The sequence below is a fragment of the Vibrio sp. V43_P6S15P86 genome, assembly GCF_009904725.1.
GTDB lineage: Bacteria > Pseudomonadota > Gammaproteobacteria > Enterobacterales > Vibrionaceae > Vibrio > Vibrio diabolicus.
The window spans coordinates 1-15,827 of sequence record NZ_WXWT01000007.1 but is presented as its reverse complement, the minus strand read 5'-3'; the positions used below and the strand labels follow the sequence as shown (position 1 = coordinate 15,827).

The 15,827-nt window shown below is 46.2% G+C and carries 15 protein-coding genes; 11 read left to right on the top strand and 4 right to left on the bottom strand.

Features of this window, described 5'->3' with window-relative positions:
• From lpxB to CAG69_RS00425, 8 genes are all read left to right on the top strand, one after another.
• On the top strand, positions 1 to 669 hold a 669-nt coding region (gene lpxB, locus CAG69_RS00460; RefSeq protein WP_161442153.1), incomplete at its 5' end, for a lipid-A-disaccharide synthase.
• Positions 670 to 678: 9 nt separating this feature from the next.
• Entirely contained in the window at positions 679 to 1,314 is a 636-nt protein-coding gene (gene rnhB, locus CAG69_RS00455) for a ribonuclease HII (protein WP_161442151.1), read from the top strand.
• Between the two features lie 81 nt (positions 1,315 to 1,395).
• Entirely contained in the window at positions 1,396 to 4,875 is a 3,480-nt protein-coding gene (gene dnaE / locus CAG69_RS00450) for a DNA polymerase III subunit alpha (RefSeq protein ID WP_006741668.1), read from the top strand.
• Positions 4,876 to 4,921: 46 nt separating this feature from the next.
• Positions 4,922 to 5,881: an acetyl-CoA carboxylase carboxyl transferase subunit alpha gene (gene accA / locus CAG69_RS00445; protein ID WP_005380365.1), complete on the top strand. Its 960-nt coding sequence runs from the start codon at positions 4,922 to 4,924 to the stop codon at positions 5,879 to 5,881.
• A gap of 106 nt (positions 5,882 to 5,987) precedes the next feature.
• A complete protein-coding gene (gene tilS, locus CAG69_RS00440) occupies positions 5,988 to 7,298 on the top strand; it encodes a tRNA lysidine(34) synthetase TilS (protein WP_161442149.1) in 1,311 nt (436 codons plus the stop codon).
• A gap of 70 nt (positions 7,299 to 7,368) precedes the next feature.
• Positions 7,369 to 7,683 (top strand): c-type cytochrome, encoded by a 315-nt coding sequence (locus tag CAG69_RS00435; RefSeq protein WP_012841507.1) that lies wholly within the window; start codon positions 7,369 to 7,371, stop codon positions 7,681 to 7,683.
• A 187-nt stretch (positions 7,684 to 7,870) separates the two neighbouring features.
• Complete coding sequence (glnB, locus tag CAG69_RS00430) at positions 7,871 to 8,209, top strand: nitrogen regulatory protein P-II (RefSeq protein WP_161442147.1); 339 nt, start codon at positions 7,871 to 7,873, stop codon at positions 8,207 to 8,209.
• A 139-nt stretch (positions 8,210 to 8,348) separates the two neighbouring features.
• Positions 8,349 to 9,194, top strand: coding sequence for an endonuclease/exonuclease/phosphatase family protein (locus tag CAG69_RS00425; RefSeq protein WP_053809794.1), 846 nt, complete (start codon positions 8,349 to 8,351; stop codon positions 9,192 to 9,194).
• A 1-nt stretch (position 9,195) separates the two neighbouring features.
• Here the strand turns inward: CAG69_RS00425 and CAG69_RS00420 are convergent, their stop codons facing one another.
• The 3 genes from CAG69_RS00420 to gloB form a co-directional block, all read right to left on the bottom strand.
• The gene (locus CAG69_RS00420) at positions 9,196 to 9,882 is read right to left on the bottom strand and encodes a YIP1 family protein (RefSeq protein WP_053809793.1); all 687 of its coding nucleotides are present in this window, start codon (positions 9,880 to 9,882) and stop codon (positions 9,196 to 9,198) included.
• Entirely contained in the window at positions 9,879 to 11,462 is a 1,584-nt protein-coding gene (locus tag CAG69_RS00415; RefSeq protein WP_047008871.1) for a lytic transglycosylase, read from the bottom strand. The genes CAG69_RS00420 and CAG69_RS00415 overlap by 4 nt, the downstream gene beginning before the upstream one ends.
• Positions 11,463 to 11,717: 255 nt before the next feature.
• On the bottom strand, positions 11,718 to 12,476 hold the full coding sequence (gene gloB, locus CAG69_RS00410; protein ID WP_006741673.1) for a hydroxyacylglutathione hydrolase: 759 nt from the start codon (positions 12,474 to 12,476) through the stop codon (positions 11,718 to 11,720).
• Between the two features lie 37 nt (positions 12,477 to 12,513).
• On the opposite strand from gloB, the gene CAG69_RS00405 reads away from it, so the two are divergent.
• Positions 12,514 to 13,260: a class I SAM-dependent methyltransferase gene (locus tag CAG69_RS00405; RefSeq protein ID WP_161442145.1), complete on the top strand. Its 747-nt coding sequence runs from the start codon at positions 12,514 to 12,516 to the stop codon at positions 13,258 to 13,260.
• On the opposite strand, the gene rnhA is transcribed toward CAG69_RS00405, so the two are convergent.
• Entirely contained in the window at positions 13,257 to 13,721 is a 465-nt protein-coding gene (rnhA, locus tag CAG69_RS00400; RefSeq protein WP_012841509.1) for a ribonuclease HI, read from the bottom strand. The two genes, CAG69_RS00405 and rnhA, sit on opposite strands and share 4 nt — an antisense overlap.
• Before the next feature lie 59 nt (positions 13,722 to 13,780).
• On the opposite strand from rnhA, the gene dnaQ reads away from it, so the two are divergent.
• Together dnaQ and CAG69_RS00390 are read left to right on the top strand one after the other, a co-directional pair.
• The gene (gene dnaQ / locus CAG69_RS00395) at positions 13,781 to 14,503 is read left to right on the top strand and encodes a DNA polymerase III subunit epsilon (protein WP_005380385.1); all 723 of its coding nucleotides are present in this window, start codon (positions 13,781 to 13,783) and stop codon (positions 14,501 to 14,503) included.
• A gap of 8 nt (positions 14,504 to 14,511) precedes the next feature.
• Positions 14,512 to 15,762: a TIGR03503 family protein gene (locus CAG69_RS00390; protein WP_161442143.1), complete on the top strand. Its 1,251-nt coding sequence runs from the start codon at positions 14,512 to 14,514 to the stop codon at positions 15,760 to 15,762.
• Positions 15,763 to 15,827 lie beyond the last annotated feature (65 nt).

Sequence of the window (15,827 nt, the reverse complement as noted above, 5' to 3'; positions counted from 1 at the left end):
CCTTGCGAGTTCATTGGTCATACCTTGGCTGATGCCATCCCACTAGAATCAGAACAAGCGCCTGCACGTGAGTTGCTTGGTTTAGAACAAGATAAAAAGTGGCTTGCTGTCCTGCCAGGCAGTCGTGGTAGCGAGTTAAAAATGCTCTCAGAGCCATTTATTGAAACCTGCAAGTTACTCCATAAAAAATTTCCAGAACTGGGGTTTGTTGTCGCGCTTGTTAATCAAAAACGCCGTGAGCAGTTTGAACAAGCCTGGAAAGAGCTAGCGCCAGAGTTGGACTTCAAGTTAGTTGATGACACCGCACGCAACGTCATCACCGCATCTGATGCCGTGATGCTGGCCTCCGGTACCGTAGCGTTGGAGTGTATGCTTCTCAAGCGTCCAATGGTGGTGGGCTATCGTGTGAATGCATTTACTGCTTTCTTAGCTAAACGTCTATTGAAAACGAAGTATGTGTCATTGCCGAATATCTTGGCGGATGATGAGCTCGTCAAAGAATATCTACAAGATGAGTGCACACCAGACAATTTGTTTACTGAGGTTTCTCGCTTATTGGAAAGCGACAATAAACCGATGTTAGATAAGTTTACGGAAATGCATCATTGGATTCGTAAAGATGCGGATCAACAAGCCGCAAACGCGGTTCTAAAACTGATTGAAAAATAGAGATTTATCATGGCTGTTAAACCAAAAGCGACCAAAACCAAAGTTGAACTCCCTCCGTTTGAATATCCGCAAGGTTATCAGCTTGTGGCCGGAGTCGACGAGGTCGGACGTGGCCCTTTGGTGGGAGACGTCGTCACCGCTGCGGTTATCCTTGATCCTAACAATCCTATTGAAGGGTTGAACGATTCGAAAAAATTGACCGAAAAGAAACGCATGGCATTGATTCCTGAAATCAAAGAAAAAGCATTGGCGTGGGCGGTCGGGCGTTGTTCTCCTGAAGAAATTGATCAACTGAATATTTTACAGGCGACTATGGTTGCGATGCAGCGTGCAGTGGCGGGGTTACAGGTTCAACCTGATTTGGTGTTGATTGATGGTAACCGTTGTCCGGAGCTGCCAATGGATGCTCAAGCTGTAGTAAAAGGCGATCTACGTGTTGCCGAAATCAGTGCGGCTTCCATTATTGCCAAAGTCGTGCGTGACCAAGAGATGGAAGAGTTGGATAAACTTTATCCACAATTTGGCTTCGCGAAGCACAAAGGTTACCCAACTAAAGTGCACTTTGAAGCGATTGAGCAACACGGAGTGATCAGTGAACACCGCAAGAGTTTCAAGCCAGTAAAAAAAGCGTTAGGCATAGAATAATCAAACGATCTAATTGGTGTTATAAACCCAACCTCTTTAGGTTAGAATCCCCAACAAAATAGAGTTACACGGTACCTGTTAATGTCAGATCCCAAATTCATCCACCTGCGTGTTCATAGTGACTTCTCGATGGTGGATGGCCTCAACAAAGTTCCGCCAATCGTAAAGAAAGTTGCTGAGCTCGGTATGCCCGCAATGGCGTTGACCGACTTTACCAACCTATGTGGTTTGGTGAAGTTTTACGGTACGGCGCATGGCAGTGGTGTTAAACCGATCATTGGTGCTGACTTTAAAATGCAGTCGGACGAGTTTGGTGAAGAGCTGACACAAGTGACTTTGCTTGCGGCGGATAATGTAGGTTATAAGAACCTGACGTTATTGATATCAAAAGCGTACTTACGTGGACATGTTCAACACCACCCAGTGATTGATAAAGCCTGGTTGGCTGAAATGTCTGAAGGCCTGATTGTATTATCCGGCGGTAAAAGCGGGGAAATTGGTCGCGGCCTTTTGAAAGGCAACCGTCAAATAGTGCAAGGGTGTGTTGATTTCTATAAACAGCATTTTCCAGATCGCTTTTATCTTGAGCTACTTCGTACCGGTCGTCCAGATGAAGAAACTTATCTTCACTTTGCGGTTGAATTGGCAGAGCAGCAAGACTTGCCAGTAGTGGCGACCAATGAAGTTGTATTCCTGAGTCCAGACCTATTTGATGCTCATGAAATACGCGTAGCGATTCACGATGGTTACACATTAGAAGATCCGCGCAGGCCAAAAAACTACAGTCCGCAGCAATATCTTCGTACAGAAGAAGAAATGTGCGAGCTGTTTGCTGATATTCCTGAAGCGTTAGAAAACAGTGTCGAGATAGCGAAGCGTTGTAACGTGACTGTGCGCTTAGGGGAGTACTTCCTACCAGCCTTCCCAACCGAAGGGATGAAAGAGACTGAGTTCCTAGTCATGAAATCCCGAGAGGGGTTGGAAGAGCGTTTAGAGTTCCTATTTCCAGATGAGGAAGAGAGAAAACGTCGCCGCCCTGAATATGATGAACGTCTTCAGATAGAGCTAGATGTTATCAACCAAATGGGATTTCCTGGTTACTTCTTGATCGTAATGGAGTTCATCCAGTGGTCAAAAGATAATGGAATTCCTGTCGGTCCTGGACGTGGTTCCGGTGCTGGTTCTTTGGTGGCTTACGCACTAAAAATCACCGATCTGGATCCACTAGAATACGACTTGCTGTTCGAACGTTTCTTGAACCCAGAACGTGTCTCGATGCCCGATTTCGACGTCGATTTCTGTATGGATAAACGTGACCAGGTTATTGACCACGTTGCGGAAATGTACGGTCGTGACGCGGTGTCTCAGATCATCACGTTTGGTACCATGGCGGCAAAAGCGGTAATCCGTGACGTTGGCCGCGTATTGGGCCATCCATTTGGTTTTGTTGATCGTATTTCAAAGCTGATTCCGCCCGATCCAGGCATGACGCTAGATAAGGCGTTTAAAGCTGAACCTGCACTACCTGAATTGTATGAGGCTGATGAGGAAGTTAAAGAACTCATCGACATGTGTCATATTTTGGAAGGCTGTACGCGAAACGCCGGTAAACACGCTGGTGGTGTTGTAATTTCACCTACAACAATTACCGATTTTGCGCCAATTTATGCAGACGCTGAAGGTCACTTCCCGGTTACTCAATTTGATAAAAACGATGTTGAGACCGCTGGCCTAGTTAAGTTTGACTTCTTGGGTTTACGTACCTTAACCATTATTGACTGGGCGTTAGGACTGATTAACCCACGCCTAGAGCGAGAAGGGAAAGAACCGGTTCAAATTGAATCCATACCGTTAGAAGACCCTGCCTCTTTCCGTTTGTTGCAAAACTCTGAAACGACAGCAGTATTCCAGCTTGAATCTCGAGGCATGAAAGAGCTGATCAAACGACTTCAGCCAGACTGTTTCGAAGACATTATCGCATTGGTAGCACTCTTCCGTCCGGGTCCTTTGCAATCGGGCATGGTAGACAACTTTATCGACCGTAAACATGGTCGAGAAGCGATCTCTTATCCAGATGAAAAGTGGCAACACGAGTCGCTAAAAGAGACGCTTGATCCAACCTACGGCATCATCCTGTACCAAGAGCAGGTAATGCAGATTGCGCAGATCTTAGCAGGTTACACGCTAGGTGGTGCGGACATGCTTCGTCGTGCAATGGGTAAGAAAAAGCCAGAAGAGATGGCAAAACAACGTGCTATCTTTGAAGAAGGTGCGATAAAGAACGGTATCGATGGCGAGTTGGCGATGAAAATCTTCGACTTGGTAGAAAAGTTCGCCGGTTATGGTTTTAACAAATCGCACTCTGCTGCTTATGCATTGGTTTCTTATCAAACTCTTTGGTTGAAAACACATTATCCTGCCGAATTTATGGCTGCGGTAATGACAGCCGATATGGATAACACGGAAAAAGTCGTTGGCTTGGTCGATGAGTGTTTCCGTATGAAGCTCACCGTGCTGCCACCAGACATCAACTCTGGCCTATATCGCTTTAATGTTGATGAAAATGGCGCAATTGTTTACGGTATTGGTGCGATAAAAGGGGTAGGTGAAGGTCCTATCGATGCGATTCTTGAGGCGAGAAATAAAGGTGGTCACTTTAAAGACCTATTTGATTTCTGTGCTCGAGTTGATCTAAAACGCGTCAATAAACGAGTGATAGAGAAGCTGATTTACGCGGGCGCGTTGGATCGACTAGGCCCACACCGCGCGGCGATGATGGCGTCACTCAATGATGCGGTAAAAGCAGCAAGTCAACATCACCAAGCTGAGGCGTTTGGTCAAACGGATATGTTTGGTGTGCTAACGGATGCACCTGAAGAAGTAGAGCATAAGTATACGCAGGTTCCGCCTTGGCCAGAAAAAGTGTGGTTAGAGGGCGAGCGTGATACCTTAGGTCTATATTTGACAGGGCACCCAATTAACGCCTACGTAAAGGAACTAAACAAATACACCAGTTGTCGACTAAAAGACGCAACACCTACGCGTCGCGACCAATCTGTCACGGTGGCCGGCCTGGTTATTGCCGCTCGTGTAATGACGACCAAGCGTGGTACACGAATTGGTATTATGACACTGGATGACCGAAGTGGTCGTATGGAAGTGATGTTGTTCTCAGATGCACTGGATCGATACGCTGAACTTCTCGAAAAAGACAGAATTTTGGTCGTTTCTGGACAGGTCAGCTTTGATGACTTCAACGGTGGCCTTAAAATGTCGGCGCGTGAAGTTATGGATCTCGGCAGTGCGCGCGAGAAATACGCTCGTGGTTTGTCGGTATCGATAGATGCAACTCAGATCAACGATCAGTTTTTTGAGCAGTTCAGCCGTATTTTAGAACCGCACAAAGCCGGAACCGTACCCGTCAATGTATACTACCAGCGTGCCGACGCCAGAGCGCGGTTAACATTGGGCACCGAGTGGCGAGTAACGCCAAGTGATACATTACTCGACGATTTAAAACAGTTACTTGGCAAAAGCCAGGTAGAACTCGAATTTAACTAAAAATTCAGCGCAATATGTTAGACGCTGAGTAAACAAGGATTCATAGATGAGCCTAAACTTTCTTGAATTTGAAAAGCCAATTGCAGAACTAGAAGCGAAAATTGAAGCACTACGTGATGTCTCTCGTCACGGTGGTGATTCTGCAATTGACCTGGATAAAGAAATCGAACAGCTTGAGAAGAAAAGCTTAGAGCTGAAGAAAAAAACCTTCAGCGACCTAGGCGCATGGGAAACAGCTCAACTGGCTCGTCACCCACTACGTCCTTACACGCTGGATTACATCCAACACGCTTTTGAGGAGTTTGATGAATTAGCGGGTGACCGCGCGTTTGCAGACGACAAAGCGATTGTGGGTGGCATGGCTCGCCTTGAAGGCCGCCCTGTGATGATCATTGGTCACCAAAAAGGTCGTGAAACCAAAGAAAAAGTGAAACGTAACTTCGGTATGCCGAAACCAGAAGGTTACCGTAAGGCTCTACGCTTGATGGAAATGGCAGAGCGTTTCAACATGCCGATCATCACATTTATCGACACGGCTGGCGCTTACCCAGGTGTGGGCGCAGAAGAACGTGGTCAATCTGAAGCTATCGCGAAAAACCTAAAAGTGATGTCTGGCCTTAAAGTGCCAGTAATCTGTAACGTTGTCGGTGAAGGCGGTTCTGGTGGTGCACTAGCAATCGGTGTAGGCGACTACGTGAACATGCTTCAGTACTCTACGTACTCAGTAATTTCTCCTGAGGGTTGTGCTTCAATCTTATGGCGTGATTCTGACAAAGCGCCGCAAGCGGCAGAAGCGATGGGTCTAACTGCTCCTCGTCTTAAAGAGCTTGAACTGATCGACGAAATCATTGAAGAGCCACTAGGCGGCGCTCATCGCGATCATGTTCAAATGGCAGCGAATATGAAAGCGACACTACTTCGTCAACTAGAAGATCTAGAGCAATTGGATGAAGAGACGCTACGTGAACGTCGTTACCAGCGCCTAATGAGCTACGGTTACTGTTAATTTCGGTGATTGCTATTAAGCGTTAGCTGATATCTCAAGTGATAACAGTTAAAATAGAAAGGGTTGGATGAGAGTCCAGCCCTTTTTTGTACCTATCGGATCGCTTATGGAATCGCTTTACCCGCATTTTGCTCAAGTTCTCGGCCGCTACTATCAATCAGGCACTAAGGTTGTCTTGGCGTTTAGCGGAGGAGTGGATTCACGTCTTTTACTCGAATTACTCAGTCGCTATCAACAAGCGCATTCGATAGAGTGTCACGCTGTGTATGTGCACCATGGTTTGAGCTCGAATGCCGATGATTGGGCCGATAAATGCTTACTTTGGGCAAAACAAGTGGGCATATCATGCTCGATTGAGCGAGTGAGCTTAGACATCAGCAATGGTGAAAGTATTGAACTTCTTGCTCGTGAAGCTCGCTATCAAGCCTTAACTAAGTACATTCAAGAAGGCGATATACTGTTGACCGGCCAACATGCTGATGATCAACTAGAGACTTTTCTCCTTGCTCTTAAGCGAGGCAGCGGGCCAAAAGGGTTATCTTCGATGGCGGAGAGTATGCCGTTTTCTGGCGGATCCCTAGTTCGACCATTGCTTACTATCAAGCGGAAGACCATCGAAGACGCGGCTACTAAGTTAGGCTTGGAGTGGGTGGAAGACGAAAGCAACCAAGATACTCGTTATGATCGTAACTTTCTTCGTCATTGTGTTATTCCTGAATTGTCTGGTCGCTGGCCGAGTATCCATCAAGCGGTTCAGCGCAGTGCAAGCTTATGTGCTCAACAAGAAGCGTTATTGGATGAACTATTGAGCGTGGTGTTTGAACGCGCTTTACAAACGGATCTAAGTTTAAGTATTGAAGAACTAGCTAAGCACAGTGAATTAGCGCGTGCGCGCTTGATTCGTATGTGGCTGGCTAAGCTTAATACTAGTATGCCGACTCAGGTACAACTCAATCTTATCTGGAATGAAGTCGCATTAGCTCAGCAAGATGCCAACCCCAAACTACAACTTAAACAAGGTGAAGTGCGCCGTTTTCGAAATCGTCTCTATTGGGTAACGGAAATCGCTGACGTCACTGAGTGGCAAAGTACGATTCAAGTCGATACCGTTTTATCGCTTCCAGAGCGGTTAGGGGAGCTGACCTTAACGACGAGTTCTAGCAACGCAACGATTGCGCTTCCGAGTCAGCCAGAATTGCTTCGCGTGACCTTCAATCCGGAAGGCTTATCAGCGCATCCAACCACGCGTAATCACAGTCGAAAGCTGAAGAAGTTGTTCCAAGAATACAATGTGCCAAGCTGGCTGCGTCGTCAAATTCCGATTTTGATGTACCAAGACCGAGTCGTTGCTGTGGCAGATCTGTTCGTTGATCAGGCGTTTAATGGTCAAGATTGTGAACTTATTTGGCGCAGGTAATGAAAATTCATGCCACAATGTCGATTATAAAATATAAAAATCCTTAAATAATAATTGATTAGGTGAAGCAATGAAGAAAACAATCATGGGCGCAATGGTGGCGCTAACCATGCTCAGTGGGCAGGCTCTAGCTGCGGGAGATGCCACAGCAGGTCAAGCAAAGGCAGGAGTATGCGCTGCGTGTCATGGCGCCGACGGCATTGCTGTCATTCCGGGTTACCCAAACCTGAAAGGGCAAAACGAGCAATACATTATCAGTTCAATTAAAGCCTATAAAAACAAAGAGCGAACAGGTGGTCTTGCTGCTGTTATGCAAGCTCAAGCTTCACTGTTGTCTGATGAAGATATCGCAAATCTAGCGGCTTACTACGCAAGTTTGAAGTAAACGCGAGTCTGAAAAAGCTTGGACGATTGGGCATTGAGCAGTCCTCACTGGGGTTTTATCAACTCACGATATTCGCTATGTTAATTTGCTCAATCTGGATTTTCGCTGGTGGATCAGAGACAAACATTGAATGTTGCGAAACGCTAAACGATAATAAGCGCAATCGATTGAAGCTTAAGGGATGAACATGAAAAAAATTGAAGCGATTATCAAGCCATTTAAATTGGATGATGTTCGAGAAGCGCTAGCTGAAGTTGGCATTACAGGGATGACCGTCTCTGAAGTGAAAGGCTTTGGTCGCCAAAAAGGTCACACCGAGCTTTACCGTGGTGCAGAGTATATGGTGGACTTTCTGCCTAAAGTGAAGCTCGAAATCGTTGTAACGGAAGATGTGACTGATAAATGCGTAGAGACGATCATTGAAACCGCGCAAACTGGCAAAATTGGTGATGGTAAAATCTTTGTGACTGATGTTGAGCGTGTGGTTCGTATTCGTACTGGTGAAGAAGACGAAGACGCGATCTAAGGTTTCTTGTTACCTGTCTCGTATTTATTATGCTAAAAGGGAGCCAAGTGGCTCCTTTTTTGTTTTTTACTTTCAGTGAAATCAAGTGACCCGAGGTTGGTTGTTCCAGTTTTAGGGTGCGTATATTCAGGTTTGTCGTATGTTTAAGCGTTTTTTTCTGGCGTTAGCTTTTCTTATTATGGCGGTATTGGTCGGCTTCCAGGTTATTTTCACCGTACCAGATCAGCCGCAAATCATTACTCAAACAGGCTCAGAGTTGACGCAGGATATTAGGTGTATCGAGTTTAGCGGCTCAAAAGCTCTGGATCAGGGCGGTGAAATCAATGTACTTGTCTGGAATATCTACAAACAGAACCGAACGAATTGGCAAAGTGCACTCAATGAATTCTCTGCTGATAAGCAGCTGCTGTTATTGCAAGAAGCCAGCATGACACCATCTTTTAAGCAATGGTTGGTGGATGGCAACTGGGTCAGCAACCAAGTGAGTGCCTTTAAGGCGCTGGGCAGCGGTGCGGGTGTGATTAGTATCGCTCAAGGGCAACCAGAAAAAGCCTGTGCTTATACGTCTAAAGAGCCTTGGCTGCGTTTACCCAAGTCTGCACTATACAGCCAATATCAATTAAGCAATGGCGAGAGACTCGCTGTGGTGAATGTACATGCAATTAACTTCACGGTTGGCACGCAAGAGTATGTCTCTCAGTTAACGGCTCTTGAAATGCTTTTAAAGCATCATACAGGGCCGATCCTATTCGCTGGAGACTTCAATAGTTGGAGTGAATCTCGCGTTAATGCGATGCGACAGGCCTTAAAAGCCGCGGACTTGCAAGAAGTGACGTTCTCGCCTGATCATCGAGTCCAATTTATAACGGGATTACCGTTGGATCACGTATTTTACCGAGGGCTGACCCTCAAATACGCGAAAGCGCCGCAGAGCGACGCTTCCGATCATAACCCATTGTTACTGTCATTTACGTTAGATGACTAGCTTAGGTCACCACAATATAAAGCGCCCAAATAACGTAGAAGAATACCCATGGCAGGCTTGCAATCACCAAGGCTTGCCCGCGTTCAAACTCAGTCCAAGTAAGCACAACACCGTAGCCGAGTACAATGTACCAAGGTAGAAGCAAAGGCAATGAGCTAGCGAACTGAGACCACTCACTGGTAAGCGGCAGTTTTAATAGACCATTGAGGCTGTTTAAATCTGCTGCGTAAGTCATCACCTGGCCATGCTTGAGCAATAGGCTCGCGTAGCTTGCTATATCACCTAGTACTGCTGGGAATAAGATTGCACACGACGCGGCAAACCACTTCCAGTAACCATATTGTTGCTTGCTTGCCTTCGTTGCAAGAAAGAACCAAAGCGCAAGCAACAGTAAGGTGGCAAAGCGGTTGAATACATCATTGATGATCGCACTTGCCATTAGCGTGTTTGGCTCTAATAGCTCAATCTGCTTTGGGTCGATTTGCTGAAACTGCGCGGCAAGTTGGTCACTGAGCCACGTGAAATCGACATTCGAAAAGTAAGCGCCCCAGAATAAAAACGGACTAAGCATCAAGAAGATGAACGGTTGCCATCCCCATCCGCCGCGTTGGTAAAGCGCTAGAAAGCAAGATGTTGGAGAACGAAAAATGTCCAACAGCATCACAAGTGGGTTGCTTGATGGGTTCATACACTTACCTTCGTTACGTCAACGTACAACTTAAGTTTTTGACCTGGTTGTAAGTATTTTTTCTTGTGTAGCGAGTTCCATTTCACGATGTCGTTCGTTTTTACTTTGAACTTGCTTGCAATGCCGCTAATGGTGTCACCAGAGCGAACGTTGTAGAAAACGGTACGAATCACAGCACCTTTGTCTGAGTCCTTCCAAATCACGAGCTTTTGACCAACGCGCAATGGATCTTTAGGGCCCATGCCATTCCATTTTGCTAACGATTTATACGACACTTTATTTTCACGTGCGATTGACCACAAACTTTCTCCAGACTGAACGACATGAGTGAGCTTGAGTTGTCCACGAGCACGTGATTGAGTCTTGCTTAATCGATTTTGTGCCGTTAGTGCGTATTTCGCATCGTCTTTTGTTGACGTCGGAATCAGTAGGTATTGGCCAATACGAATATTGTTATTCGACAGGCCGTTTGCACGTCGAATCACTTTTGTGGTTGTGCCGTATTTATTAGCTAGCACACTTAAAGAGTCACCAGACTTCACCTTGTAGCGAGCGACCTTCATCCCTTTACCACGGTTTTTCTCCACCTTAGTGAGAAAAGTCTCTTTTTTCTCTACCGGAATCAGAAGTTGGTGCGGACCTTCAGGCGCAGTTGACCATTGGTTGTATGCAGGGTTGTAACTTTGTAACTCTTTCACACCAATGCCGGCATAATCTGCAGCAATGGCTAGATCAAGCTGTTCTTTCGGATCGACAAGCGTTAGAACAGGCTTGTTTGGAATCGCAGGAATATTAAGTCCGTACTTGTCTTGGTTTGCGATGACATCAGCCAAAGCTAGCAGCTTAGGTACGTAACTGCTGGTCTCTTTTGGTAAGTCCAATGAGAAGAAATCGGTAGGTTTACCGAGCTTTTTATTCTTACGAATTGCGCTAGAAACACGGCCACCACCACTGTTGTAAGCAGCAATTGCATGCTCCCAGCTACCATCAAAACGCTCGTTTAGTTGTACAAGGTAGTCCAGTGCAGCATCCGTTGCTGCTGCCACATCTCGGCGACCGTCATACCAGTAGTTTTGCTCTAGTCCCATCATCTTTCCGGTGCCAGGGACAAATTGCCACAATCCAGCTGCACTACCATGTGAGTAGGCAAAGGCATCGAATGAGCTTTCCACCACCGGAAGCAAAGCAAGCTCCATTGGAAGTCCACGCTCTTCGATACGTTTTGTGATCATGTATAGAAAAGGAGTCGCACGCTTAGACACCGTGTAAAGGTGATTCGGGTGCTTTAGATACCACGTACGGTAGTAGTCCACTTTCTTATGGTTTGGAATATCCATTTCAAGTTGCATGGCGATACGTTGCCATACATCTTCTTGTTCCTGAGGGGAAAGAACTTTAGGCGCGTCGTTAGCGGATTTTTTTGCTAAAGACGATGTGTTGCCCGGTTGAGCCTTCGCTGCATTTTGTTTTGCAGTCTGCTCAGATTTATTGGTTTCTGGTGTAGAAGACGTTGAGTCTGACTGAGTCAATTGACAGCCAGATAATAACAACGCCAACGCCCAGGTATACTTCAAACGCATGGATTCAGCCTATTTAGGGCCTTTTTATCTTCACCTGCCTGTCGCGCAACACAATGTGCGTGGCAGTCGCAAGATAATAGACATCTTTTAAACACTAACTAATTAATAGAGGCAAAGAGCTTCTAAATTATGCAATGGGGAGAAATTCAAATAGATTTATATCAACCCCAAACGTAAGAGAAGCGCCAGTGGCGCTTCTCGAAAAATCAGCCCCTGATAATACTGGGGTCTTGCAAACTTACAAGCAGAAAATGGTTAAAATTCGTTCTTCCACTCACGCAAAGCAGTAAAAACCGAGCATGGATCGCTATTTTTAATGCGACTAGCAACAGATTGAACCACGTCAGGGTTGGTGGTTCGCAAGAACGGATTAATCCACTTTTCTTTGCGTATTGTTGTTGGAAGTGTCGGAATGTTGAGGGCTCGCAGTCGGTTTACATCATCGCGATATTGACGGAGCTGCTCATTATCGGGCTCAACCGCTAAAGCAAACGCCACGTTACTCGCGGTGTATTCATGCGCGCAGAAGACTTGAGTTTCTTCTGGTAGAGACGTTAGCTTGTTTAGTGACTCAAACATTTGCTCTGGCGTACCTTCAAAAATACGACCGCAGCCTGCGGAAAACAACACGTCACCGCAAAACAGTTTTCCGTCTCCAACGTAACCGATATGACCTAAGGTATGGCCTGGTAAACCTAGCACCAAAAAGATTTCGCCAAATAACTCCAGTTTGTCGCCTTCTTCCATGGGGGTGGTTAGGGTTGGAATTGGCTCAGATTTCGGGCCCACAACGGCGACTTCAGGAAAGGCACGCACTAAGTCTGGAACGCCACCAATGTGATCGTTGTGGTGGTGCGTAATTAAAATCGCTTCTAAAGTTAATTCGTTAGCCTGCAAGTACTCTAACACTGGCTTTGCATCGCCCGGATCAACGACTGCGCAACGCTTATCGCTATTTTGTATCAGCCAGATGTAATTATCATTAAATGCGGGTATGCTTTTGATCTCTAACACGATTCGTTCTCCGTCACCCATTTTAGTCAGGTGGTTAATGAAACCAGCACTCAGCAACAAAACTATACCACACCCGTCGACTTGGTCAGCAATGAACAACGGTCCGTGGGTGCTTGAGTCAATCCAGACCCGACTTGATGAATGGTGTCCGAAACTCTTCGGTTACCATATGCTCAAACTGGGCGGGTTGAGCTGTGAGCTAACCAGCTGTAATTGTAACATTCAACACCAAGTCAACGTAGATATCCAGAACCCGTTGCATAATGTGATTGCAGATGGTTACGAATTGCCCTTTTTGGAAAAAAGCTTTGATGTTGTGATTCTCGCTCATCAGCTCGACTATGCAAGCGATCCACACCGTTTGCTACGGGAAGTCGATAGAGTGATGATGGATGATGGTTATTTGATAATCACTGGATTTAACCCACTAAGTTTGACTGGATTAGCGAGTTTGCTTCCTTGGCGTAAACATAATTTGCCTTGGAGTGGACGAATGTTTACGTCGAACCGCATCAACGACTGGTTAGGATTACTTAATTATCAAGTGATTCATTGCGATCGTTACGCGCTGTTTCCGATGAAGCACTACCGCACGATGTGGACATGGTTGGAAAACAGTCTCGGTGATTGGGCGTCACCTGCAGGGAGTTTGTATTATATTGTGGCACGGAAACGAACATACCCTCTCAAGCCTATCAAACCGCATTGGCGTTTGAAGAAAAAGCTCACACCACTAGGGGTGATGAATCGAGAGGGCAATACTATGAGGAAAGAATCTCGTTAAGAGGGTTGGTAACCGGTATCTTCCTCGGTTGGGTTTTCTGCGGCGGTACGGGCTAGCTCATCACAAATTTCATTCTCACGATGACCAGCGTGGCCTTTTACCCAGTGCCATTCAACTTGATGGCGTGCAGTTTCTTTGTCTAGAGCTTGCCATAGATCGGCATTCTTCACGGGTTTTTTATCCGCTGTTTTCCAGCCACGCTTCTTCCAGTTATGGATCCACTGAGTAATACCTTGGCGCACATATTGACTGTCAGTCGTTAAAGTGACTTTACAAGGTTGTTTTAACGTCTGCAGCGCGACGACAGCCGCCAACATTTCCATGCGGTTGTTGGTGGTTAGCGTGTAGCCTTTGGAAAGCGTCTTTTCTACGTCTTTGTAACGCAATACAATGCCGTAACCACCTGGTCCTGGGTTACCTAAACAAGAACCGTCAGTGAAAATCTCAACGTGTTTGGTCATATTTTTTGGTACTATTAGCCGAAACATTTAATAAAGCATAGTCTGACATACATAACCTTATGAATACCAGCAGCAATTCTGAATATAACCGCATTGTCGTTCTCGATACCGAAACCACAGGTATGAACCGCGAGGGTGGTCCTCACTACATGGGACACCGCATTATTGAAATCGGTGCCGTGGAGATCATCAACCGTAAGCTGACTGGTCGTCACTTCCACGTTTATTTAAAACCCGATCGTGAAATCCAACCAGAAGCGGTTGAAGTTCACGGTATTACGGATGAATTCTTGGTTGATAAGCCGGAATACGCGAGCGTGCACCAAGAGTTTCTTGAGTTTATTAAAGGTGCAGAACTTGTTGCCCATAACGCGCCCTTCGATACCGGCTTTATGGATTACGAGTTTGGCATGCTCGATCCTAACATCGGCAAAACGGACGACTACTGCAAAGTGACCGACACCCTTGCTATGGCGAAGAAAATCTTCCCTGGCAAGCGAAACAACCTTGATATCTTATGTGAACGCTACGGTATTGATAACTCGCACCGTACACTCCACGGAGCTTTGCTCGATGCTGAGATTCTAGCCGACGTTTACCTCTTTATGACGGGTGGTCAAACGAGTCTAGAATTTAACGCGAATAAACAAGAGGGTGGGGTAGAAACCATTCGTCGTATTGAAGGAAGAAAAGCGCTAAAGGTTTTGCGCGCAAGTGCCGATGAACTAGAAGCTCACCAAAAAAGATTAGAGTTGGTGAACGACTGTATTTGGCATCAATAGGAGAAGCTATGCTGAGGGCTTTGTTGGTCGCGTTTTTAGCGATATGGAGTAGTCTCTCGAGTGCATCGAGTGAATCTGCTATGTCTTTGTTAGACAATCGCTTTCGAGTGGATCCAACCATCGAGCAGATCACTTTTTTAGTTTATCGTGAGCAAAGTTCTCAGCCAGTTGTTTTAGTCCGCCCTGACGGTAAAAAGTACTATGCTTGGGACGCCTACGACAATGTACGTTGGTACCAAGAAGCCTCACTCGATATTATCTCCGTTGACAACCCTATGCCAGGCCCATGGCAGGCTGTGGGGAAAGTCACTCCTAAAAATAACATCCGCTTAATTTCTCACTTAAAGCTCAGCACGGATGTGTTCCCAAACCGATTATATAATGGGGAAGCGCTTAAGTTTACAGCTCGCCTAACCTCCGACGACAAACCTCTTGTACTGCGCGACTTCCTTGACCGCGTGAATTTGCGCGTGACATTTACCAAGTTTGTCGAAAATGAAGATGAGTTGATCAAAGAAGCACGTCCAGTGCCGATGGTTGTGGGTGAGTTTGCTGATGATGGCCGCGGCTTGGATGAAAAAGCAGGGGATGGTGTGTTCACTGTCCAACTACCAATAGATGTTGAGCCCGGTAAGTACCGTGCGCGAATCACCTCTGGTAATGGCGTATTCTTACGAGCGCAAGAGCAAGTCATCTTGGTTTATCCGAACCCAATTTCTCGTACTTTTATTCAGGCGCGCAATCCTGACAAACCACACCAATTGGTTGTGAGTGGTGAGCAAGGTATGATCGCGCCAGGCTCAATCGCAGTCACGGCGGAACAAGATGCACCCGATGGCTTTGTTAGCTACAGCCAAGGCCAGGTTTCTAAAGATGGAATGAGAACCACGCTGAACCTCAATAACGACGCTGAGCTTGGTAAATACGCATGGCGCGGCGAGATCTTTGCCACTGATTTTGCGACGCAACGTCCACTGGTGTTTCCTATTCCAGAGCAAACTTTCAGTGTTGTTGATGACGTTGATCTAGAAGCCGCTCGAATTGCAAAAGAAGCTGAATTAGCCGAGCAGCGCCGTATTGAAATGGAAAAGCAAATTATCGCTGAGCGGGAGGCTGAGCGTAAGCGCAGCATGATTATTATCGCGGTGGGTAATGTGATAATGCTGCTGATTGTGATCCTTGCATGGATAGTCTGGCGCAAAATTAAAGCGAAACGCGATGCCATGCCAGAGATGCAGTTAGAGGTGCCAAAGAAATAGTAGTAACACATAAAGCGAGAAACGGAGCCAATCGGCTCCGTTTTTTTTTCAGTTTAAGTTTGAGA